The following is a 22,905-nucleotide window of genomic DNA, read 5'->3' as shown; positions in this document are numbered from 1 at the left end:
TCGTTTTTGAGCAGCACCGGAGGCCCAGCTCATGAGTATTTGGCCGAGTATTCACGCGACCGGGCGACGGATTGGCTATGCCCGCGTATCCACCAAAGACCAAAAGCTCCGCATGCAGCGCGATGCACTCAGCGATGTGGCATGCGATAGAATTTTCGAGGATCACGGCATCTCTGGCAGCACAGCCAGCCGTAGCGGGCTGGATGCGATGCTTTCCGAACTGCGAGAAGGTGACACTGTTGTTGTCTTCAAGCTAGATCGTCTGGGCCGCTCTGTCCTGCATCTCTCTGATCTATTGGTCCGGCTCAGAAACGATGGCATCCATTTCTGCAGCCTGAGTGAGGGCATCAACACCACCACGCCTGGCGGCAAGCTGATCTATCACGTTTTCAGCGCCTTTGCGGAGTTCCAGCGTGACCTCATCGTGGAAAACACATTGGCTGGACTACAGGCCACGAAACGGCGCGGCACAAAGCTCGGCAGGCCGCCTGCGCTGAATATCGAAACGGCAATATTGGCGCATCAAAGCATCCGCCAGAACGGCCTCTCCATCTCCGAAGCCGCCCGCCGCATCGGCGCGGACCGCTCCACGCTGACCCGTTGGCTCAGTGCAATCGACGGCGAGTAAGGCGGCTTTATTCACTCGCGGCCCTTTATCTCAACTATCAGACGCAATTCATCTCTGAAGCCCGGCACATCAGAAAACGCTAATGAACGATGGATCATGGCGCTTTTGGGAAAGTTAAAAAAGTTATCCCCAGACAAAGAATTACTTAGTAGTCGTATTGATTTCAAAGCACCCATGGGTGTGGCAGATTATTCTGCCGCAATAGTTAGTTAGTATTTCGAGGTGTTAACGAATGAGTTTGAAAAGCAAAATACCTAAGAAGCCACTGAGCTACCTTGTTCTTTCAGTGATCGTTGTTCCGCTATTATTAGCGCTAGGTCTTGATTTTCGGTTTGGGCCTGATCTTAGGCTTAGCACGAAGGTTATTGACCCAAAGGACTCGGAATATAATCCAAAATCGTTTCTAGTAGCTGACTACAACGACTATCAGGACCTATTCGAGGCTCTCAAAGGAACGTTCAAGTTTGGAAGCAGTCCCGAAGAGATTGAAGGTGTTCTTCAAAATTCAAAACTTAATATCAAAGTAAATCCAATTTTACGAAAAGATGAAAAGCTTGAAAAACAGCTAATCTACTCTGTTTCATCTAGTGGCTATTGGCCCAGTGGCTTCTTGTGCCGTGGGAGGTCATCAGACCAGATTCGTATTGAATTTACGTTTGATGAAGCGGACGAGTTACGCGGAATAAGAATTTTTGAACCATGTAACTACTGGGCAACATTTAGGGTTAAGGAGCTAAACTAATGAGTAATGGTAAAATTTATGTTGGCAGCAGTGAGGTCGATTACTATCTGACGATACCTACTGGATTCAATCACACTTTTATTTTTTACGATCAGGACGGCGACCTAAACACGACGCACGATCAATTCTTTATAGATGCCGTTCCTAGCAGCATAAATCCTTTCACAAATCAATTGACGGTTCGCTCAGGCGACTTTGCTGGACTAGACGACAAATTGGACTTGGATACAGACAACGATGGTTTTGCCGATATTGCTCCCTCCACTTTGAACTTAGTTGATATTACTTCCAACTTTTCTGATGCGGCTACTGGTTGGGCAGACCTAAAGGACCATGCTGAGCGCTTAGGAACTTACGAAGCTGCAATAGCGTCGCACAACACTGGAACGGACTATTCTGCGTTTTTCTTTAACTGCAACATGGTCACAAACACCTTGCTGGTTGGTGCAGGAACAAACCTTATTCTCAATATCCCGCAAGGGACTGGCGACTATGTTTGGCTGGCAGATATACCCGGCTACAACCGCGTTCTCGACAGCACGCAAGCAGACGCTCTAACACTGGCTGCTGGCGGGAACTACGTATTCACTGACAAGGCTGAGACCTCTGGAACAGACACACTCACACTGCAAGACGGAGCAACGCTTTTTCTCTCCAGCGAGGACGGTAATGCGCCAGTCTCAGATATTGAAATCATCCTGCAGGGCAATCCGTCCGGGGTCGTGACCTACCAAGCGCGGGGTTGGGACGATCTAGCGGTTCTCGTCGACGGCGAAGAAGTGATTTACATTGAAGACGGGCGCAGCACAGCAGCTGGCGTTGACCTTGATCTCAAGGTCGATCTCGGCAGTGGCACCTACTCGCCGATCAAGGACCTAACCACTCTCACATCAGCTGATTTCGAAAGCACACAGCTCGGCGGAATATCTCCGTGGTTCACATCGGCGCTCGGTTCACTTTCCGCATTACGCACGACATGGGACCCTCTCGTGATCGACATGGACTCTGACGGCCTTGCTGTCGATTACATGGCCAGCAACTCGGTCTACTTTGATTTGAACAATGACAACTTCGCCGAAGCAACCTTTTGGCATGGTGACGGATTTCTTGTGCGTGATTTGAACAGCAATGGCCGGATCGACAATGGTGGAGAAATGTTTGGCACAAGCACTATGGATGGCTTTACGCATCTGGCGACGTTCGATGCAAATGCCGATGGCGTGATTGATGCCAGTGATGCAGTTTGGTCTGATCTGCAAATCTGGCATGATACGAACGCCGATGCGCAGACCCAGAGCGATGAATTATTGAGTCTGGCGTCGCAAGGCATCACAGCAGTTAATCTGACTTCGACAGCAACTGGCAATCAGGCGGGGTTGACCCATACTGGAACCGTTTCAACCACCACAGATTCAGAACAAATCGGGAACTATTTCTTTAGTACCACGACTGCCAACAGCCAATATGCGCTGGACTACAACTTTGATATCCGCGCAGCTTTCCTGCCGAATTTGCGTGGCCACAACCAAATGGCAGATCTGAGCATCGCGATCAGCCTAGATAATGATGAAACCGACCCTGACAGCCTGATCTCTATTGTGACGGATATTGCCTCCTACAGCTTGAGCGAGGTTTTCGAGAACTGGGATACCGTAAAGGGCAAGATCAATGATCTGCTATTCCGCTGGGCGGATGTCGATGCGGTCAGTCCAACGAGCCGGGGTGATTTCGCAGACGGACAGAAAGTCGCCTTCCTTGAAACCTATCTTGGTGAAGGATTTGTCGATAACGCCGGGTGGGGTAATGACCTCGGCGTTGCGCAGGCAAACGAGTTTGAAACCATCTGGGAAGGAAATGTCTTCGCGCGGCTCATGAGTTCGGTCCTTGTGCAAACCGCCGCCGGTAGTTTGCTGGATCAGGGCTACGATTTTGATAATACGCGAATTGATGATTACACCAATCTGACACTTGATCAGACAGCGCTGGATGCCCTTGAGGCTGCGGCCACTGCACTGCCAGATACGGCGGCAAGGGAGGCATTCTGGGTCACTGTCGGCGAATTCATCATGAATGCGCGCGAAGCCAATGCACAAGGGCAAGTCACGATTTCATCGACAGAAGAAGCGAAGATGAAGGCGGCCATCGAAGGTAGTGATACAGCGCTCACATGGGAACTAGCTGATCACGACCCTCAAAACGGCACGACATCAATAGAATACAAGCTGTTCAATCCATCCGGTGACGTTGTTAACGGCGACGCAAATGCAAATGATTACACGATTGATAGCATCTATGGCGGGACTGCCGATGATGATGAGATTTACGGCTTTGGCGGTGATGATGTTTTGGCGGGCGGTCAAGGCAATGACGTTCTGGAGGGCGGAGACGGCAATGACACGCTCTTAGGTCAGGCTGGCTTTGATATCCTGATCGGTGGTGCTGGAAATGACACCCTGAAAGGCGGTGGCGGCGTCGAAGGTGATCAGCTTCATGGCGGTGAAGGCGACGATATGCTGGAAGCAGACACCACGTCTCAAGGCATGGTGTTGCTTGAAGGTGGGAATGGCGATGATACCTATCGCGCTGGAGCAAATGCTTGGATAGACGAAACGACCGGCAGCGGTACCGACACAATTGTTCTCGGTAACGGCATTATAGCCGCAGATTTGAGCTACTCCCGTATTGGGAATGGTGATCTGGCGGTAGACACGAACGGCTATGGCAGCTTCTTCATTCGTGATCACTTCAATTCGCCAACAACGCCTGTGGAAACTATCACTTTTGATGCAGGCGGGCCTGATGTTGATCTTACCACACTCGCTATCCAGGTGACCACCAACGGAACGGAATTCGATGATGTCTTAGACGGTGTCACGAGCGGCGGCAGCGTCGTGGATACGATCTACGGCAAGGCCGGAAACGACACCATTAACAGCGGCGCGGGGGACGACACGGTATATGGAGAAGATGGCAATGATCAGATTGACGGCGGGGCCGGTGATGATGATCTACGCGGCGGGAAAGGTGATGACATCTACATCGCCAGCGCTGGAAACGACATCATCAATGAAGGGAATACCGGCGACTACGATGTTCTGAAATTTACTGATGGAACCGTATTTGACGATCTTGCATTTACTAGAGACTCCACAAGCACCACAGTTACCATCACGCACAACACCGGCAGCATTGATCTGATCGCTGGTACAACGCGGGACAAGATCCAAGAGTTTCAGTTTGCTGATGGATCAACTGCGTTGGCAAACGCTGCTTCGGTAACGACGACCGGCACATCTGGTGACGATGTGCTCTTTGGTTTCGTTAGTTTTGCAGACTACGATACGCTAATTGGTCTTGACGGCAATGACACGCTCGTGGGCGGCAATAGTGATGATTTTCTTGATGGAGGAAATGGTGACGATGTTCTGCGTGGAGAAGGCGGAATCGACACAATAACCTATGCCTCTGCAACAACGGGCATCACGGTTGATCTCGGATACGCTTTTAATCAGATTACCGGCCAAGGAACTGACAAAATCACCGATGTTGAGAATGTTATCGGCTCGGCTTACGGCGATACGCTGACAGGAAGCTCAAGCGATAACCTGTTTGAAGGTGGGCTTGGCAATGACACGTTGGACGGTGGAACTGGCGTGGATACCGCTTCTTATGCGAATGCGAGCGGCGCGGTCACTATCAATCTGACGAGCCAATCTGCATCCGGCGCAGATGGATCGGACACTTTCATCAGCATAGAGAATGCGATTGGATCGGATTACGACGATACCTTTGTCGGCGGCGCTACGGCCAACATACTGCGCGGGAATGGTGGTGTGGATACCATCACGGGATGGGCCGGGGCCGATATTCTCTACGGTGGTACAGGCAACGATATTCTTTACGGCGATGATACCAACTCTGTTGCGAGCTATGTTGGTGCTGGTGATGACACCATCTACGGTGACGCGGGCGAAGACACGATTGCTGGCGGTGCAGGCAATGATACGCTGTATGGTGGTGATGATGATGACACAATCTATGGCGCAGCCGGGGACGATGTTATTCACGGCGACGCTGGTGATGATCTGATCTACGGTGACTATGCGGTTGCGGGCGCGAATGACGGGTCTGACACGATCTTCGGGGGCGCTGGAGCAGATACGATTGTCGGGTCCGGCGGTGATGACGAACTGCATGGCGGTGACGGTGTGGACACCATTCACGGCGGCGGCGGTGAGGATGAAATCTTCGGTGATGGCGGGAACGACATTATCTACGGTAATGACGATGACGATACGCTACATGGCGGTGATGGCGAGGATGTCATCTACGGCAATGGCGGACTGGACACCATTTACGGTGATGGCGGCAATGACCAGATCAATGGCAATGAAGTGACCGACTACATCTATGGCGGCGAAGGCCATGACTGGATTTGGGGGTACGAGGCCGATGATGTTCTGTATGGCGGCAACGGCAATGACACGATCTATGGCGATGATCAGTATAACACCAGCGGTTTTGTTGGCGCAGGTAACGATGAAATTCACGGCGAGGCCGGGAACGATGTTCTTTCTGGTGGCGATGGGAATGACACCATTCATGGTGGTGATGATAGTGATACGCTTTACGGCCATAACGGCAATGACGTTCTGAACGGCGATGCCGGGCTGGACCTCATGTATGGTGGAAACGGCAACGACACCATGCGCGGCGGCGGAGATGCCGATACGCTTCTGGGCGGTGACGGGGCCGATACGCTTTATGCGGATGAAGGCATTGATAAGCTCTGGGGACAGGGCGGCGTTGATACGTTTGTCTTTGAAGGTGAAACCGCCTTTAATGGGCGCGATCTGGTGCGTGATTTTACTGCTGGCGAGACCATCGATATCTCGGATGTCTTGAGCGATTTTGGCTATGTGGATGGCACGGATGTCTTAAGCGATTGGGTGCAGATCACCTATGCGGGCAATCACAGCTTCCTGGAAGTGGACCGTGACGGCACGGGCACGACCTATTCCATGGCGGATTTGATGTATACGGAGAATTACAGCACATTAGCTATGAGTGATGTGGTGACTGTGTAAGCCCGATTTCACAACGTTTTGCGGGTTAAGGCGCGACGCAAGATGTTGGTGGTAGTACCACTTTGAAAATTTTGACAAATTCTCAAAGGCAGTACTTTCACCCATCTTGGCAAGGGAGCCCGCTGCGCGCTCCCGTTGCATCCCACCGGCTGTGGCTCTTCCTTGGTTTCGAACCCAACTCAGAGCCAGTAGATCGTATCGCCGATCAATCACTCGCAGGAGACTTCGCTCTCCCTGCACCCATCGACTTGGCGGGCGTTCCTGCCCCCAAGACCCCAGACCATGTCATGGAGACGATTTCATCGAGAGCAAAGGGCGTTCCTACCCTTGTGCAATCCAGACCAGGACGGGAGCTATCGCGCTACCCTTCCTTGGAACCATCCTATCGACCAAGGCTGTTTCACGCCCTTGGAGCCCAGACCAACCCTGCGCGGATTGGATGTCGCCACCTTATCAAAGTTGGATCATGTTCAAGGGACCTTTAGCGGTCCTTTGGCATCCAGACCGGCGTGGTGTGGATAATCGTTGTTAAAACGGGATTTCGACATCCACCTGATTTTGAACAGAAACTTGAATTGGAGTATGTAAATCAATGTCCATGTTTGGAGCACTCAGCGTGGCGATAAGTGCGTAGCGACCCGTCCTGCGACAATTTTTCGCCGATTGACGCCACCAACCTACAACCGGTTTGACACAGACTAGGTCTCGCGCTGCCAGAGCAGCAGCTGGACCAACCCATTCGTCACTGTGAAGGGAACCAGCAGAAACGCTGTTCGGACCAAATTTCCAACCAGAGTTATCTCCGCCTTTTGGACCTGGGCCTAGCGGGTCTTCGCGTTCTTTCGGGTTGGTACGTTTGATGAAATCATCTTCAGTTTCGAGGCGTCGCTTCAGATCAAATCTTAGGCCGAAAGATTGATATCTCTGAGCATCAATTGAAGCAAACCTTCCAGGATTTGGTTCGACAAAATAGGATAGTGTTAGTTTAAGTCGCACATCCTGATCGCCAATGCCCTCCAGCAACTGTTTTGGCCATGGGAGCTTATAGAAATGACAGTCAGAAAACTTCTTTTGCCCATCCTCAACCTTGAACGGTGTAATGGAATTTTGGGCAATTAAAGCAAGATGATTATTTGCGGAAGCCGCTGCCCTCGAAAAGTCGGGGACTCCGTGACCATATCGACGCAAGAAAGATTGACGAGCAGTCATTCCGCCAGCGTTATCCATTTCTTGAAGCATTTTTGGCGTCCATTCAGCGCTGTGTACGATCAGCGCGCGAATGGTTTCTGGCCAAAAGTCTGGGTAGGTCGCACAAAGCTGCGTTGCTAGACGTGCACACTGCGCCGACGCTGCACTTGTTGCTGCAAACGGCATCAAGGGCTGGGTGTCTACGTTCCCGCCTGTAGTTAGCAACGCCAACGAGTCGAGACTAAGCGCTTCAGTACCTGCGGGGCTAATCGCCCTGTTTCCGGCCTCCATGACCACATCAGGTTTGAAAGCTGTCCGGCTTTGTGGCCAAGTGACTGACGTCCTAGTGAAAGGGCTGAGATCACCAGCATCGGCTATAGCTGTCCACCCAATGTAACCCGCGTCATCGATATCTGTCTTGTTGGTATACCCGCCGACGCTTAAGGCGTTCCATGCCTGCGAGGGGTCTTCTATAGGTAGTTGATCAGCAGGGAGGATGTTGTTTACGTCTATTTCTGACGGCGCATTTCCAGCTGAAACGACAAAAAGTCGTGACGGCGCACCGTCTTCATCTCCTGCCATTTTGCCAACCGCAGCTTGGTCAATCGCTGAGCTCCATGTCGTAGCTCGCGCGCCAGATACATTATCGTTTGTGACAGCCAAACAGAATACTCGTTTCCGTTCAGCATTATTGATCTCAGCCAGAGAGGTTGCTGATTGGGTAATCGAGCCGTAAGACTTTGGGTCGTTTGCAGGAAAGCCATCTGGAGGTAAAATCTTCACAGATTCAACTCTATGCTGGAGATTGATCGCGCTTTGATCTTCAAGGCGTGGTGTTAGGTCGCCGAGCAATGCTAGGCCTGCCATACCCGTACCATGACCTGTGTCATCAGTAGCGCCCCAATCCGCATTCACCGTTAAGAGGTCGCCAGTAGAGATAGCCGGTTCAAGAAGTATATGGGCTCTGTTCACACCTGTGTCTAACAGGCAAACTGCGGGAGCATCACCCGCAGGCCATGTCACCCGTTCTGCCAGATTTTCTGTCCATTGAGTTTGATCAGCATGATCGGCCTCAATGAAAAACACAGGAGTCGCGCTCGCCCGTCTTAATTCTGAGATTCCTGCTGTGGCAAACAGGAGGAGCTCAATTGTAACCCTGATAGCTCTAATTGGTATGACTGTGCTTTCAGGGAACTTCAGCCAATAATGGCTCTCAGCAACAACGCAATTTATCGCTTCGGCGGCATCTTTGACTTGATCAGCCAATTCGGCGTAGCACCAAACTTCCCACCAAATCTCATCCTGTGCTTCTTGTGGCAGCGCATCTGGCTCATCAGTCCAAAATGTTTCCAATCGGGCGCGTCTGATCGCTTCGATAGGTTCGACCTTATCTCTTTTCGGTGGAGCCCCACGGTCGTTCAAATCACCATTAATATACTCATCGATGATGTTCTCCAGAACTGGCCGTGCATCATCTGGCACGAACAGGGCAACACGGATCTCGTTGTCATTCGTGGTCGAGACAGCACCCGGTCTAATTTTGTCTCTTTTGCGCTCTAACGTGTCTATAGGGTTGGTTCCGCGTCTCAGTGCCACCTCTAGGAACACGCCATCTGTATGATCTAATCGATCATCTTCGAGCCGATCATCGTCCGCTTCGACGAATGCCGCTCGCATTTCGGCTTGAAGCCTCGCGCCATGTTGCGCTCGAATTCGCGGCGCCGCACCTCCGCCCATCTTTTGTCTTGAGGCTTGGTAGGGTCGAGGAATAACTCGCGTGGTGATGTCAATGTGAGGTTTATCAAATTCTGCCATGAGCTAGGCGCATTATCTTTCCACCTTCGAGAAAGCGTCCCGCATCTCTCTCCGGTCATTTAGACGCCGAAGGACATCTTCTGTTTTTATGGTGTCGCGTTCGTCAAGAATGGCTGTTTTTACGGCGTCCTCAGAGGCACGTGCAATTTCAGATTGGCTAAGCCCCGCCGCAGCCTCGGTGATTTTTTTCCACGCTAACCTCGGACGTTTGAGTGGCTTGAGGCATTTCTCAATTAGAGACTTTATCTGTTCATTGGAGGGGGACTCAAACTCTATCACAGTATCAAAGCGCCTGAGGAGCGCGCGATCCAGAAGCTCTGGATAATTCGTAGCGCCTAGCAGAATACTATCCGTCGCATTGGGCTGTTCCATCAGCTGCAAAAATGAATTCAAGACTCTCCGCATTTCGGCCACGTCATTCGTTGCTTTTCGGTGACCGCCAATCGCGTCGAACTCATCGAATAAATACACGCCCCGGTGCTTGAGAGTTTCGTCAAATACTAGGCGAAGCTTCGTAGCTGTTTCCCCCATAAATCTTGTGATCAAAGATTCTAGCCTTATCACAAAAAGGGGTAGGTGCAGCTCACCGGCAAGCGCTTCTGCCGTCATCGTTTTCCCGGAGCCGGGAGGGCCAACAAATAGCACACAGCGGTTCGGTGTTTTTCCGTGCTCTCGAAGCCAATCCCGTTTCGCCTGTTGACGGATAAGGTCCTCTAGTTTTTCAACAACAGGTTCGTGCAGCACTACATCCTTGAGGCGAAGTCGTGGTTCTCTGAGGTCAATCAGGGATTCAAGTTCACCGCGTGGCTGCGCAAACGGGATAGAAACACTCGCGCCCCTCGATTTTGCCGCTCTTGCTTCATCAACAGCAGCCCGAAGGTCTTCTGCTGTGGTACGGTGGCCTTGTCTCGCTTCAGCAGCCGCAATCTGCAGGGCAATTGAGTAAAATTGCTCGTCATCTCCGGATGCTCTGCTCTTGAGCATCGCCAAAATTTGTTTCGTGTTCGACATGTTACGTTTGCCTGTGCCGGATTTTTACCAGCTTTGGTTTATTGTCTATAGATCATTATAACCCATCTATATTCTTGCTGGTATTGATTTTTTCGACAGCACGTTCGGATGAGTCGTTCCAGAGTCGTCCCTAACATCATGGATGGTGCATGCTGCCCTGACAAGGCGGTCTCTCAACATGTTTTGGGTAGAAGTGCATCCTTTGCGCACCCTGCTGGGCCTGGCTTTCGTGAACTGAGCCCGCATTCGTCGGTCTCAGCCATTCGGCTTCCATCCCTTGCGCATCTATCGCCAGTCCTGATGGACTGACACTTCTCTCCTTTTGTTTGGGGCTTGCAGCCCCTGACCATCAAGACCCAAGCGCCCTGTTGGGCGCGCTTTGGCGCGTATCCCCGTCCTTCCTCCCTTTGGTCGTGCAGGGCGGGCGATCCCCCTCGCGCCTTCGCGGATCATTGACGGCCATCCCCCTGCTCATTGGCACAGGCCTAGTCCAGTTGCATGCGCAACTGACTATCCAATGAAGGGAAAAGACCAATGAAAAAGGACATTTATCAGAAAGTAACAAACAAGATTATTGCCGATCTAAAACAGGGCGAGCTGACATGGCTCAAACCGTGGAGCGCTGGCAACACGGATGGGCGGATTATCAAGCCCTTGCGGCATAACGGGCAACCTTACAACGGTATCAATGTGCTGATGCTTTGGGGCGCAGCCGTGGATTGCGGGTTTGTTTCACCGCATTGGATGACCTTCAAACAAGCAAAACAGATGGGCGCGCATGTGAAAAAGGGCGAGCGCGGCAATTTGGTGGTGTATGCCAACACCATCACCAAAACCGAAGAACAGGAAAACGGCGAGGAAGAAGAGCGGAAAATCCCCTTCATGAAGGGCTACAGCGTGTTCAATGTAGAGCAGATCGAAGGTTTGCCCGAACACTACTATGCCAAGCCGCCGCAAGTGATCGCCCCCGCTCAGAGGATTGATCATGCCGATAGGTTTTTTGACGCATTGGGCGCTGATATCCGAGACGGTGGAGCCAAGGCTTATTACAGCGGCGCAAGCGATCATGTGCAAATGCCGAGCTTTCAGGCGTTCCGCAGCCCTGAATCCTATTATGCGACCTTGGCGCATGAGCTGACCCACTGGACGAAGCACAAGAGCCGTTTGGATCGTGAGTTCGGGCGCAAGAAATGGGGTGATGAAGGTTATGCCAGAGAAGAGCTTGTGGCTGAATTGGGCGCGGCCTTTCTTTGTGCTGATCTGGCACTAACACCGGAGCCCGGCACAGATTACGCAGCCTATATTCAAAGCTGGCTCAAGGTCCTGAAAAACGACAAGCGCGCGATCTTTAGCGCCGCAGCCCATGCGCAGCGCGCAGCAGACTACCTGCACAGCCTCCAACCCTTGGCAGAAGAGCAACCCAAGCAAGCAGAAGGAGTTGCCGCGTAAGCGGCGGCTCCGGCCAAAGGAGGATAAGATCATGAAAAATCACAACATCACATGGCGCAATATCGAGATTGAGATTACTTACACGCCGGACAAATTCGGCTTGGTCGATCATATCGAACTGCATTTTGACAAGCGTCTGTCGCTGCCGGTTTCTGACACTGGCTATCGTTCCAACTTCATTCCCACGGGCACGGTCAATGCGCATGGCGGCGCAGTCCTATTTGTTACCAAGTGGCTCGATCACGAGGCGGGGCGCACCGGATGGAACGGCGCGCAGATGTCATTGTTTTAACAAAAAAACGCGCCCGCCATCTGGCGGGCGCGTGCTTCGCAAGATCATGGCGATCTCGAAGCAAGTTCAGCGCGGATCGTCTCAATGGACGCCAGCGCATTGTCGCGTTCTTGCGAATGTTGAGGCCGAGTTGCCGCAGCATTGAAAGCCTTGCGCAGCAGACCGCGCAATTCGGCGGTGCTAAGTGCGGCGGCTTGAAAACGTGTGACCAGTTTCATGTGATCCTCCTGTTTTTCTCAGGAGGCCCCGACCATCGGAGCCTTTCGGCCCCGGACCACACATAATCATCGGGTTGTGAAGGTTCCGCATGGATCGGCGGTCACCACCGAAACAGGGAAGATCACATTAGAAACGTCACGCTTGATAGCTTCAGTCAGTTCACGACAGATTTCGACTGGTGCAAGCTATAATTCTAGGGTGATGTGAGAAAATTGGACTGAAAAGCACTGGTCGTCGTTTATGGTAGCAACAAATAGCCCAGTCAAAATCAGATGGAGTGCGGCCAATGCCTTCGGACAACAACCAAAACGAGGAGCCTGATGATACAGCGCTGGGCGGAGCTAATGGTATTACGAACCCTGCTTCAAAGATTTCAGCGGAGATGTGCAAAGAAATCTACAAGGAAAACATGGGCCATTACAGGTATTTTGGAACTATGAGAGCCAGAATTGCCTACGCACCAGCGACGATTGCTCTCGCGGTTGTGTCTGCCTTTGCAGTCACGAACGATAAGATCAGAATATCGATGGTATTCATTGTGATCGTATTTGCACTCATCTACGTCATAAATGCACTTCTTCAAAAAGAGCAAAGTATATGTGCGAAAATTTGCAAGATCGCGCAAGAAGAATGGAGAAACCACATCTCAGGTAATCAGGGGGAGCCTCCAAATTCTAAGGAATTCAGACGAAGAGCAAAAGATGGCTTGCCCATGAGGGGCTTTAGGCCCGACTTTGCTTCGCTGGTCTTGCTGGTTTTTTTAGTAACGTTGGGTTCATTCCCAATCGCTGTACTTAGCCCATACGCTACGGATGTTTCACAGATGGCTGATCCTGAACCTTCTGTTGTTGAGCCTCTTCTGCCTGCTCCGCAGGATAAAAATATTGGTACGCCAGATACTGAGAAGCACCCAGAACCGACGCTACCGTAATAAACAGCGCTGTTATGGCTCCCGCTTCCTTAAGTTTTTCATTGCGCTTCTCCTTTGAACTCATGACCGATACTCCAATTACTGGTTAAAAAAATGAATGAAAATAGCACTTTGCTTGTCGATCTGTCAAATTTCACAAACGCTAATTCTTCGCCATCAGATCAGAGTAGCAAGACCTTCTAAAACGGGCCGTCATTGCGCGAAGGTCCGCGCGGCTTGAGTTCAGGCACCATCACATCGGCCTTATTTTTGTGATTGGTATGGGCAAGACGGATAGACAGGCGCACTGTATCTTCTGCCGCCAGTTTGAAATGGCGACTTAACTCGTCGAGTTGACGGGCATGCGCCTCATCTAAATTGAGCATGAGTGTGTGTCTCAGCCGAGGAGATTTTCTCGAATCTCTCGACCAAATCGGGCGCTGCATCCTCATATCCCTTCAATATGTCCTTATTCACAACGGCATCAATTCGGTTTGACCTAAAGCCTACAACAATCTCAGCGCTCGGTCAGCCTTCCACCATATATGTTGATGAATGATAACTTTCTGCTTTGAGCCCATAGTGCCAGCAATTCTGTCGTGATAAAATATTGACACGGGGAACTGGTTGAGGTCCGAAATTTTTGTGAAGGCAGGCTTTGAAGGTGAGTTTGGAGAAGGCGCTCAAAACGGCATCAGAAATCTACGCGGAGCACTACGCCGATGCTACCGTGGTTCTGCTTGCTGGGTCCGTCGTTCGTGGTGAAGCTACGCAACATTCTGATCTGGACTTAATCATCGTCTATGACCTGCTTGATCAGGCGCGCCGAGAATCTTTCTTTCACGACGGCTGGCCCGTTGAAGCCTTCATTCATGATCCGAAAACGTTAGATTACTTTTTTCGAAAAGTTGACCGTCCTTCAGGCGTCCCATCTCTACCTGACATGGTGGCAGATGGGGTCGAGGTGTCCCAACCAAACAAAACCACAACTGAAATCAAAACACTGGCACGAACAATTCTGGACGAAGGCCCACCGGTCTGGACTGATGTGGACAGGAATAATTCACGCTATGCAATTACTGATTTAGTCGATGACATCCGTTCGCCCCGGTCTGTTCATGAGCTCCATGCGACACTCATGTATCTTTACCCTGCCATGGCAAACCATTATTTCCGTTCAAGAGGCATTTGGGCGGCCAAGGGCAAATCTATTCCCCGGAAACTGGCTGCTATCGCCCCGGAATTCGCAAAGCGATTTAGTTCAGCCTTCGACGCCGCGTTGACAACTGCTGACACGGACCAAATTATTCAGCTATCGGCAGACTTGTTAGAGCCTGATGGGGGATTTCACTTTGATGGAAATTCTCGTTTGGCCCCTAAAAATTGGCGAAGTAGCTGACAGCAACATCTGATCTGAACGGCAATAAAGTCCGCTCTGTGTGAATTCATGCGCTGCGCAGCGAACGACGGCTCACCGAATGACAGGGGGGATCAAATTAGAAGCGCCATGCTTGAGAGCCGCCATCGATCACGACGAGTCTCGGTTCGGTACATAAGCCATATGTCAGGGCTTGAACGTAGTCCCAAACTTGCGCCCAAAGTTTCTCATCCGATTCACTGGCCGCATCAAGCATGATTTGCGCTTGCACGTAGATATCCAAACCGCACCGGTCACAATTTTCATCTAGATTCGACGCTGCAAAATAGGCATCCGCCGACATTGGGATCACCCAAATCTGGGGCTCATTCGGAATCGTATACAACTGCGCACCCCCCCCCCTTTAAAACGGGCCGTCATTGCGCGACGGTCCGCGCGGTTTGCATTCCGGCACCATCACATCGGCCTTGTTTTTGTAATTGGCATGGGCAAGCCGAATGGACAGGCGCACCGTATCCTCTGCCGCCAGTTTAAAATGGCGGCTTAACTCATCGAGTTGACGGGCATGCGCCTCATCTAGATTGAGCATGAGTGTATGTCTCATGGCATTCTCCTTTTCTTAGGTTGGTTTAAAATCATTGCCGCGATTGGGTTCCTGGGATCGCTCGCGCTGCTTGGTTCGGCTTCGATCTTGCGCTTGCTTTTCTGGTACGCGGCCAAGCTTCATAGCGCCCGCAACAGCGCGGTTCAGATCTTGCAGTCTTTGCTGTTGTTTTTCGCGGGCAAGCTTGATCTGACGTTGCAGATTGCGCCGCTCAGCTAATTGCCGCTGAATAACTTGCTGCTTTTCGGCACGGTCGCGGGTTTGCGCACGCGCAATTTCAGCCTCGTTCTGCTGACGGATTTGGCGGTTCTTACCGGTGATCCAGCCCCAGAGGCCGCGAATACCCTTCGGCGTGCGATCCGCACGAGTTCGTTCCTCACGCAGCCATCGCTCTTCTTGCACGCGTTTGGCGTCTTCGCGAGTTTTCCGGTGGCGCTGCACCATCTGCTCACGTTGAAATTCCGCAGCGAGATTGGTCTTTTGGGCTTTCTGCTCTTCTTCCTTCGCCCAGGCTTTAAGCTTGGGCGTCAAAAGCCCCCCAACCTTGGCCTTGGCTTCGTTAGTGGATAGCAGCTCTTTTGGATCACCGAGGCGGGCTTTCAGGTCTTTGGCCTTAGCACCACTCATGCGAGAGAGCGAATAAACCTCACCTCGCCAATCCACCGCAACAAAGCCGCGTTTATCACCGCGCGCGAGCCAGAGGCCCTTATCCTGCAAGGCTGCCTCAAAAGCTTGCGCATTATCAGAGCCGTTCCAGCATTCGCGGATCAGGGATTTTGTGAGCTTGGGGTCTTGTTTGGTACGCTTGGCTTGCTGCCATTCTTCCAACGTAAAGGCGAGCGGATCACGGTTCCGCTTGTCGCGAAACCCGTCCGGCAATCGCCAACCATGTTCCAGATACAGCTCCCGCGAGACATCATTCAGGCGGTTCTTGTAGAATGGCATGTCGATAGCCTTCATCTGCTCGCCATCGATCCGTGACCAGACGCAGTGCGCATGCCTGCGGCCTTCCTTTTCGTGAAAGACGATGGCGCGGGGCTGGTTCTCCAGACCGAGCTGGATTTCGATCTGGCCGATGGCCGATTCAAATGCCTCGACTGGCACATTCTCATTTTCTGGTGGGTTGAGGCTCAGGGAAAAGAACGGCTTCTTGCAGCGCGTTCCGCGCGCCACGGCCTCGCTTTCCTGCATTGCGCCATGCATGTCATCAGACACAAAGCCGCGCAGATCATGTAGCTCGACATGCTCGTTATCGCGGGCATTCATCAAATGCCGGGCGAGTTCCTTGCCAGAGCCGCGCACATTGCCTTTCAGGATCATGGGCCACCATCCGATCCAAGCGCGCGCAGTAGTTCACCCCGCATCGCCGCAATGTCGGCGCAGGCTTCTCGTAATTCGGCTTCTATTTCAGGGTGAACAGGCAGGGTTCCGGTGTTTACGGCCCGTGCAAGCTGATTGAGGTTGTTGGATAAACGCGAGCTGCCCAAAGACGCCAATACCCGCCCCAGAGCCTCATGATCGGCCACAGGCTTGGTATTGCGCCGCCGGACCTTGGACAGATCGCCATCGAACAGAACAGCCTTGATATACGCCCCCAAAGGCACGCCATTGGCCGCTTCTTCCAGCCTGGCACGTTCTTCAAAGGTCAAACGCAGCGAAAACGGCGCTTCCCGCTTCTTAGGCCCGCTTTTGGCTAACTTATTGAAATTATGGCGCGATATTGTCATTTTCGCACCTAAGATCGTCTAGATCAAAGTGCGAAAGCTGACTTTCCCAATCCTGTAGAATCTCGAACAAGCGGTTCGATTCTTCTACAGTCAGGTCCACCATTCACGACATCTCATCCAACCTCTTACGCGCAAACCGCTTTAGTCGTGACCGACTTGGCCCTATAGTTGGGGCAAAATACCTTCAACGAACAGGCGGATATGGCCGCAACGGCTGAGAATTTCACACCAGATTTCAACGTGGTGGTCGTCGCCCATGAGGGTCGGTTGACCTATGAGGCGTTGCTTTTCGCGGCTTCTCTGCGCCGCTCCAGCCCAGACTTCAAGGGTCGCCTGCTGATCGCAGAACCGCAGCCCGGTCCCTTGTGGCCGAAGGACCCCCGCATTTCAGATCGGGGTGTACTGGAGATGCTGGCGCAGCTTGAGGCAGAGATCATTCCCTTCGAGTCTCGCCATTTTGGGGCCAGGTATCCTTACGGCAACAAGATCGAGATGCTCAGGGAGCTGCCCGAAGGCGCGCCCTTTGTCTTTTTTGACACTGACACGCTGATTAACGGGGATTTGACTTCCGTGCCTTTCGACTTTGACCGCCCCTCCGCCTCGCTCAAACGAGAAGGCACATGGCCGAAACCGGAACTCTACGGGCCAGGATACAGCGATTTGTGGCGGTCGCTTTACGACAAGTTCGGGTTGGACTTCGAAAGCTCGCTTGATCGGAACCAACCGGATGAATACTGGCGGCGCTATCTCTACTTCAATGCAGGTTACTTCTTCTACAGCTGCCCGCGCCGCTTTGGTGCGCTCTTCGAAGACTATGCCGTAGCCATCCGGGACGACCCGCCAAAAGAACTATGTGCGCAGGAAATGACCCCCTGGCTGGATCAGATCGCGTTACCGCTGGTGATCCATGCCCTGGGGGGCGGGCGTGACACGCTGCCAGAGGGGCTGCTCGACGGCTCCGTCAGCTGCCATTACCGCATGTTCCCGCTGCTCTACGCCCGCGAAAGCGACACGGTGATCGAGGTGCTCGAAGAGATCGCGGCCCCCAACAAGATCAAGAAACTGCTCAAGGCGCACGCGCCGATCAAACGGAATGTCTATCAGGGACGCGGGGCGAAGGTGCGGGCCCTTTTCGATCAGGAAAACATGCCACGCCGCGAGGCTGCCATCCGCAACCGGATCAAATCGGCTGGCTTCTGGATGCGCTGAGGCAAAGGCCCTGCAAGCTGGCACTCTTGTATGCCTGCCCCCCATCGCCTAACGATACCGTTAACGAAGTCCTCAGGAGGAACCCCATGACAGACGGCCCCGACTACGGTTTTGACACCCTGCAGATCCACGCAGGCGCCCGTCCCGACCCCGCGACCGGTGCGCGCCAGACCCCGATTTACCAGACAACGGCCTATGTGTTCCGGGATGCGGACCACGCCGCCGCTCTCTTCAACCTGCAGGAGGTGGGGTTCATCTACTCCCGCCTGACCAACCCCACCGTCGCCGTGCTGCAGGAACGGATTGCAACGCTGGAGGGCGGTGTCGGGGCGGCCTGCTGTTCGTCAGGGCATGCAGCGCAGATCATGGCGCTCTTCCCGCTGATGGGGCCGGGCAAGAACATCGTCGCCTCCACCCGTCTTTATGGCGGAACCGTTACCCAGTTCAGCCACACCATCAAACGGTTTGGCTGGGAGTGCACCTTCGTGGATTTCGACAATCTGGACGCGGTGAAAGCGGCGATCAACGACGACACGCGCGCAGTCTTCTGCGAGTCCATCGCCAACCCCGGCGGCTACATCACAGACCTCGATGCGATCTCGAAAATCTCCGATGCGGCGGGCATTCCGCTGATCGTGGACAACACCTCGGCCACGCCCTACCTCTGCCGCCCGATCGAGCATGGCGCGACGCTGGTGGTGCATTCAACCACCAAATACCTGACCGGCAACGGCACCGTCACCGGGGGGTGCGTGGTGGACAGTGGCAAGTTCGACTGGTCGGCGAACGACAAATTCCCCTCGCTCAGCCAGCCCGAACCTGCCTATCACGGGCTGAAGTTCCACGAGACCTTCGGGCCGCTGGCCTTCACCTTCCACTCCATCGCCATCGGGCTGCGCGATCTGGGCATGACCATGAACCCGCAAGCCGCACACTACACGCTGATGGGTACCGAAACGCTGAGCCTGCGCATGGAGCGGCATGTGGAAAACGCCGAGACCGTGGCCGGTTGGCTCGAAAAAGACCCGCGCGTTGACTATGTTACCTATGCCGGGCTCAAGTCGTCGCCTTACAATGATCGGGTCAAGAAAATCTGCCCCAAGGGCGCTGGCGGGTTGTTCACCTTTGCGATCAAGGGCGGGTACGAGGCTTGCGTGAAATTCGTGAACGCGCTGGAAATCTTCAGCCACGTGGCGAACCTCGGCGATACCCGCAGTCTGGTGATCCACTCGGCATCGACCACTCACCGGCAGCTCACAGCGGAACAGCAAGAAGCCGCGGGCGCAGGACCCAGCGTCGTGAGGATTTCCATCGGAACCGAGAATGCCGAAGACCTGATTGCCGATCTCGATCAGGCGTTGTCGAAAGCCGCAAGCTGACCTCCGCCACGTAAAAAGGGCGCCTCAGCGGCGCCCTTTCGATTTGGTTTGCGACCGGATCACTCCACAATTGCAAACACGACATTCACTTGTGAAGCAACCGACACTTCACCCTGCGCAATCGGCACATCCGCTGCCGAGCGCGACATCGGCATATTCATCATCTCCGGCCGGGCACCGCCAACATATTCGCTAATGCTCTGGATCGGGCCAAGGGTCACCCCCGCAGCCTCGGCCAGTTGTTGCGCGCGATCTATCGCATCCGCCACCGCCGCAGCGCGTGCAGCATCCTGAGCGGGTTTCGGTTCCTGCAAACCAAAGGAAAGACCGTTGAAGGAATTGGCCCCATCCGTGATCACGAGATCCAGCACGCGCCCGAGCGTATCAAGGTCCCGCACCCGGACCATCAACATGTTGGTGGCTGAAAACCCGGTGATCCGCCGAGTGTTCAAGGTGTAGTCAGACCAGACCGGCTGGAGCGAGAGCTGATCTGTCTGTATGTCCCGCGCGGCAAGACCTGCCTGTTCGAGCCGACTGAGCACAGCGGCGACCCCTTCGCTGGTGGCGGACATGGCCGCTGCGGCCTCTTTGGCCTGATGGGTGACGCCAAGACGAAGGGTCGCCATATCCGGTACGGTCTCAGCAGTGCCGATACCAGTGACCGTGATGATCCGGTCCTCATCCGCCATTGCGACCCCTGTGGTGAGGATCACCAGTAGCATCGCCTTCAAAACATGTCTCATTGTTAATCTCCTGATTGCAGCGGCATCTGATACGGCCCTTACGGTTTGAACAAGTGGTAAACTTGGCGTTTACTTTTCCTCGGCAAAGACCCGCTATATGCTCTGCCAATATATGATCGATCTGTGCAAGAACCACGATGACTGGTAAACCCGCGCTATGAAACCAAACTTCGCACTTTCCCTGTCGTTCGACAGCATCCGTCTGCTACATCGCTCGGGGGACGGGTGGCGCGTGATCGGCGAGGTTTCGCCGGAAGCCGAGCAGGTGGGCGCAAAGCTTACCGTGCTACGCAAAACGGCCACCGCGATGGCCCCGGATGGGCTGCGCTGCAAACTGGTTATCCCCAACGAGCAGCTGCGCTACCTCAGGCTGGCGACCCCCGGGCTCGACCTCGCGGATCGGCGCGATGCGGCACGCGATGCCTTGGCGGGGGAGACGCCCTATGCGCTTGATGACCTGGCTTTTGACGTAGCGGTAGACGGCGATACCACGGATGTCGCCGCGGTGGCCCTTGAGACCCTGCAGGAAGCAGAGGACTTCGCGGTAAAGCACCGGTTCCATCCGGTAAGCTTCGTCGCGATGCCAGAACCGCAGAACTACGCGGGAGAGCCCTATTTCGGGCCAACCCGCGCCGCGCGGGAACTGCTTGACCCCGGCCAGACCGTGGAGCCGGATGGCGTTTCCATTGTTATTGTTGGCGATGTGGAAACCCCGAAAGGCCCCGTGGCAAAGGAACTGCCCGGCATGCCGCCGGTGGCCGAGCCTGTTGTCAAACCCAAGACTGAAGCCCTAACGTTCAAATCGGCCAGACAGGCGGAAGCGGAACGGGCAGACAGCCTGCAGGATGCCTTGCAAAGCCTACGCGCCTCGGAGCCTCAGGTGGCCGATGTCACGGCGCCTGATCTGCCCCCACGGGATATCGAGGCTGAGATCGCCCCATTTTCCAGCCGCCGCACATCCTCGGACCCGATATCTGGACCCCGTGACACGGCGCCTGCCTCGGCAGCCTTTGGCTTTGCAGAACCCGCAAAGCCCTACACCCCAAAACAAGACGCCCCCAAGGCCAGATCGGTCCGTGTTCCCCTGCCAGCTGCGGCACCCATGGCAACGAAACCCGCAAATGAAGCCGAACGCTATACCGTTTTCGGCGCACGTGAAACGCAGGAAGTGGCGCCGCGAAAGCGGGTGTTGCCCTTGGGGCTTGCGGCGGTTCTGGTTCTGGCTGTTGTGGGTATCGGCACCTGGTCCTTCGGGAGCCTGCAGGACCGCATCGCCGGGTGGCGCAATGGCGCGGCACCCGAGATCACGGCTGTCGAGGTCGCCCCGCCAATCCAGCCGGCCACATCCCTGTCAAATCCGAACGCAAGCGATGCAACGGAACTTTCCCTGCTGGACCCAGGTCTCACGGATGAGGATGCGGCGGTTTTGGATGCTCTGCGCACGCCCCTTTCCGATGACACAGCGCCCGAACAATCGCCCGACGATTTTCGGGCAAGCTATGCCGTGACCGGTATCTGGCCGCAGGCTCCCGATGTGCCAACGCCGCCACCTCTTGTGGACATCGAAGACCTATACGTGACCAGCATCGATCCGATTGAGCCCGCCTTTGATGCCGTGGCACTGCCGCCTGCCACCTCATTTTCTCAGGACGTTGCTCCTGATGCTCCAACCTCACCTGCCGCAGCCGGTACGACCTTCGCATTGGACAATCGTGGTCTTGTGGTGCCGACGGCGCAGGGCACGCTGAACCCCGATGGCGTAAAAGTCTTTGCGGGCGCGCCTCCTACACGTCCGACGGCATTCCCATCGCGCGCAGCTGCGGCGACCGAATTGGCCCCGGTCCAAACGGCACTCGCTGCGTTCCGACCACAAACACGCCCTGGTGATCTGGTCGAAACAACGGAGCGGGCGACCCTCGACGGGCTCACCCGCTCGGAGCTTGCGGAATTGCGCCCCCCCGCTCGGCCTGCACCAGCGCTTGTGCCTGCAAATGCAGCCAAGGCTAGCCTTGTCCCGCTGGGTGACGGTGCCGCCCCCCTTTCGGAACAGGGGTCAGATCGTGTTGTCGCCAGCAGCGAAGAGTTGGCTCTCGCCGCGTCGTTGCGGCCGGACGCCCGGCCCAACAACTTCGGACAGATCGTCGCGAGAGCGCAACGAACCGCGGCTTCAGCTGCCGCCGTTGGCGCGGCCAGCATCGCCCCACGCGCGGTTGCGCCGAGCATCCCTTCAAGTGCATCCGTGACGCGGGAGGCAACGATCCGCAACGCGATCAACCTGCGTAAAGTGAACCTGATCGGCGTCTATGGCACACCGTCAGACCGCCGTGCACTGGTGCGGCTTTCCAACGGCAGATACAAGAAAGTTCAGGTCGGCGACCGTATCGATGGCGGCCGGATTTCCGCCATTGGCGAAGGCGAGTTGCGCTATCAGAAACGGGGGCGCAACCTCGTCCTCAAGATGCCCAAAGGGTAGCGCTGCCACCGGCTATACATAGGCACCTAAGCACCAGCAGGTAGGGTGGGC

General features: G+C 54.2%; 19 protein-coding genes. 10 read left to right on the top strand and 9 right to left on the bottom strand.

Annotation, left to right across the window (positions count from 1 at the left end):
- Positions 1-31: 31 nt before the first annotated feature.
- The 3 genes from Q1A52_RS13955 (at position 32) to Q1A52_RS13945 (ending at position 6,457) form a co-directional block, all read left to right on the top strand.
- Positions 32-628: a recombinase family protein gene (locus Q1A52_RS13955; protein WP_300016408.1), complete on the top strand. Its 597-nt coding sequence runs from the start codon at positions 32-34 to the stop codon at positions 626-628.
- Positions 629-860: 232 nt separating this feature from the next.
- Positions 861-1,370, top strand: coding sequence for a hypothetical protein (locus Q1A52_RS13950; RefSeq protein WP_300016405.1), 510 nt, complete (start codon positions 861-863; stop codon positions 1,368-1,370).
- Positions 1,370-6,457 (top strand): hypothetical protein, encoded by a 5,088-nt coding sequence (locus Q1A52_RS13945; protein WP_300016402.1) that lies wholly within the window; start codon positions 1,370-1,372, stop codon positions 6,455-6,457. Before Q1A52_RS13950 ends, Q1A52_RS13945 begins: the two co-directional genes overlap by 1 nt.
- 528 nt (positions 6,458-6,985) lie before the next feature.
- Here Q1A52_RS13945 and Q1A52_RS13940 read toward each other — a convergent pair.
- Complete coding sequence (locus tag Q1A52_RS13940; protein WP_300016399.1) at positions 6,986-9,460, bottom strand: S8 family peptidase; 2,475 nt, start codon at positions 9,458-9,460, stop codon at positions 6,986-6,988.
- A gap of 12 nt (positions 9,461-9,472) precedes the next feature.
- Positions 9,473-10,471, bottom strand: a complete 999-nt coding sequence (locus Q1A52_RS13935; protein ID WP_300016396.1) for an AAA family ATPase — start codon at positions 10,469-10,471, stop codon at positions 9,473-9,475.
- Between the two features lie 534 nt (positions 10,472-11,005).
- Here Q1A52_RS13935 and Q1A52_RS13930 point away from each other — a divergent pair.
- Together Q1A52_RS13930 and Q1A52_RS13925 are read left to right on the top strand one after the other, a co-directional pair.
- Positions 11,006-11,920, top strand: a complete 915-nt coding sequence (locus Q1A52_RS13930) for a zincin-like metallopeptidase domain-containing protein (protein ID WP_300016393.1) — start codon at positions 11,006-11,008, stop codon at positions 11,918-11,920.
- Between the two features lie 31 nt (positions 11,921-11,951).
- On the top strand, positions 11,952-12,212 hold the full coding sequence (locus tag Q1A52_RS13925; protein ID WP_300016390.1) for a hypothetical protein: 261 nt from the start codon (positions 11,952-11,954) through the stop codon (positions 12,210-12,212).
- Positions 12,213-12,256: 44 nt separating this feature from the next.
- Here the strand turns inward: Q1A52_RS13925 and Q1A52_RS13920 are convergent, their stop codons facing one another.
- Complete coding sequence (locus Q1A52_RS13920) at positions 12,257-12,430, bottom strand: hypothetical protein (protein ID WP_300016387.1); 174 nt, start codon at positions 12,428-12,430, stop codon at positions 12,257-12,259.
- A 287-nt stretch (positions 12,431-12,717) separates the two neighbouring features.
- Here Q1A52_RS13920 and Q1A52_RS13915 point away from each other — a divergent pair, with 287 nt between their 5' ends.
- On the top strand, positions 12,718-13,362 hold the full coding sequence (locus Q1A52_RS13915) for a hypothetical protein (RefSeq protein ID WP_300016384.1): 645 nt from the start codon (positions 12,718-12,720) through the stop codon (positions 13,360-13,362).
- A gap of 179 nt (positions 13,363-13,541) precedes the next feature.
- Here the strand turns inward: Q1A52_RS13915 and Q1A52_RS13910 are convergent, their stop codons facing one another.
- The gene (locus tag Q1A52_RS13910; protein WP_300016381.1) at positions 13,542-13,727 is read right to left on the bottom strand and encodes a hypothetical protein; all 186 of its coding nucleotides are present in this window, start codon (positions 13,725-13,727) and stop codon (positions 13,542-13,544) included.
- 278 nt (positions 13,728-14,005) lie between these two features.
- Between Q1A52_RS13910 and Q1A52_RS13905 the strand changes: the two genes are divergently transcribed.
- Positions 14,006-14,740, top strand: a complete 735-nt coding sequence (locus Q1A52_RS13905) for a nucleotidyltransferase domain-containing protein (RefSeq protein ID WP_300016378.1) — start codon at positions 14,006-14,008, stop codon at positions 14,738-14,740.
- Positions 14,741-14,837: 97 nt separating this feature from the next.
- Here Q1A52_RS13905 and Q1A52_RS13900 read toward each other — a convergent pair whose 3' ends face one another.
- From Q1A52_RS13900 to Q1A52_RS13885, 4 genes are read right to left on the bottom strand one after another with little or no spacing between them, the layout of a single operon-like run.
- The gene (locus Q1A52_RS13900; RefSeq protein WP_300016375.1) at positions 14,838-15,062 is read right to left on the bottom strand and encodes a hypothetical protein; all 225 of its coding nucleotides are present in this window, start codon (positions 15,060-15,062) and stop codon (positions 14,838-14,840) included.
- 60 nt (positions 15,063-15,122) lie between these two features.
- The gene (locus tag Q1A52_RS13895; RefSeq protein ID WP_300016372.1) at positions 15,123-15,323 is read right to left on the bottom strand and encodes a hypothetical protein; all 201 of its coding nucleotides are present in this window, start codon (positions 15,321-15,323) and stop codon (positions 15,123-15,125) included.
- 15 nt (positions 15,324-15,338) lie between these two features.
- Positions 15,339-16,643, bottom strand: coding sequence for a relaxase (locus Q1A52_RS13890; protein WP_300016369.1), 1,305 nt, complete (start codon positions 16,641-16,643; stop codon positions 15,339-15,341).
- Positions 16,640-17,050, bottom strand: coding sequence for a hypothetical protein (locus Q1A52_RS13885; protein ID WP_300016366.1), 411 nt, complete (start codon positions 17,048-17,050; stop codon positions 16,640-16,642). The genes Q1A52_RS13890 and Q1A52_RS13885 overlap by 4 nt, the downstream gene beginning before the upstream one ends.
- Before the next feature lie 201 nt (positions 17,051-17,251).
- On the opposite strand from Q1A52_RS13885, the gene Q1A52_RS13880 reads away from it, so the two are divergent.
- Both Q1A52_RS13880 and Q1A52_RS13875 read left to right on the top strand, forming a co-directional pair.
- Entirely contained in the window at positions 17,252-18,259 is a 1,008-nt protein-coding gene (locus Q1A52_RS13880) for a hypothetical protein (RefSeq protein WP_300017322.1), read from the top strand.
- 86 nt (positions 18,260-18,345) lie between these two features.
- Positions 18,346-19,638, top strand: a complete 1,293-nt coding sequence (locus Q1A52_RS13875) for an O-acetylhomoserine aminocarboxypropyltransferase/cysteine synthase family protein (RefSeq protein WP_300016363.1) — start codon at positions 18,346-18,348, stop codon at positions 19,636-19,638.
- A gap of 59 nt (positions 19,639-19,697) precedes the next feature.
- On the opposite strand, the gene Q1A52_RS13870 is transcribed toward Q1A52_RS13875, so the two are convergent.
- Entirely contained in the window at positions 19,698-20,381 is a 684-nt protein-coding gene (locus tag Q1A52_RS13870; RefSeq protein ID WP_300016360.1) for an SIMPL domain-containing protein, read from the bottom strand.
- A gap of 157 nt (positions 20,382-20,538) precedes the next feature.
- Here Q1A52_RS13870 and Q1A52_RS13865 point away from each other — a divergent pair, with 157 nt between their 5' ends.
- The gene (locus tag Q1A52_RS13865; protein WP_300016357.1) at positions 20,539-22,854 is read left to right on the top strand and encodes a hypothetical protein; all 2,316 of its coding nucleotides are present in this window, start codon (positions 20,539-20,541) and stop codon (positions 22,852-22,854) included.
- Positions 22,855-22,905 lie beyond the last annotated feature (51 nt).

This window comes from uncultured Roseobacter sp., from assembly GCF_947488185.1.
In the GTDB taxonomy this organism is placed as follows: domain Bacteria; phylum Pseudomonadota; class Alphaproteobacteria; order Rhodobacterales; family Rhodobacteraceae; genus Roseobacter.
The sequence above is the reverse complement of the archived record's forward strand: the minus strand, read 5'-3'. Positions and strand labels throughout refer to the sequence as shown.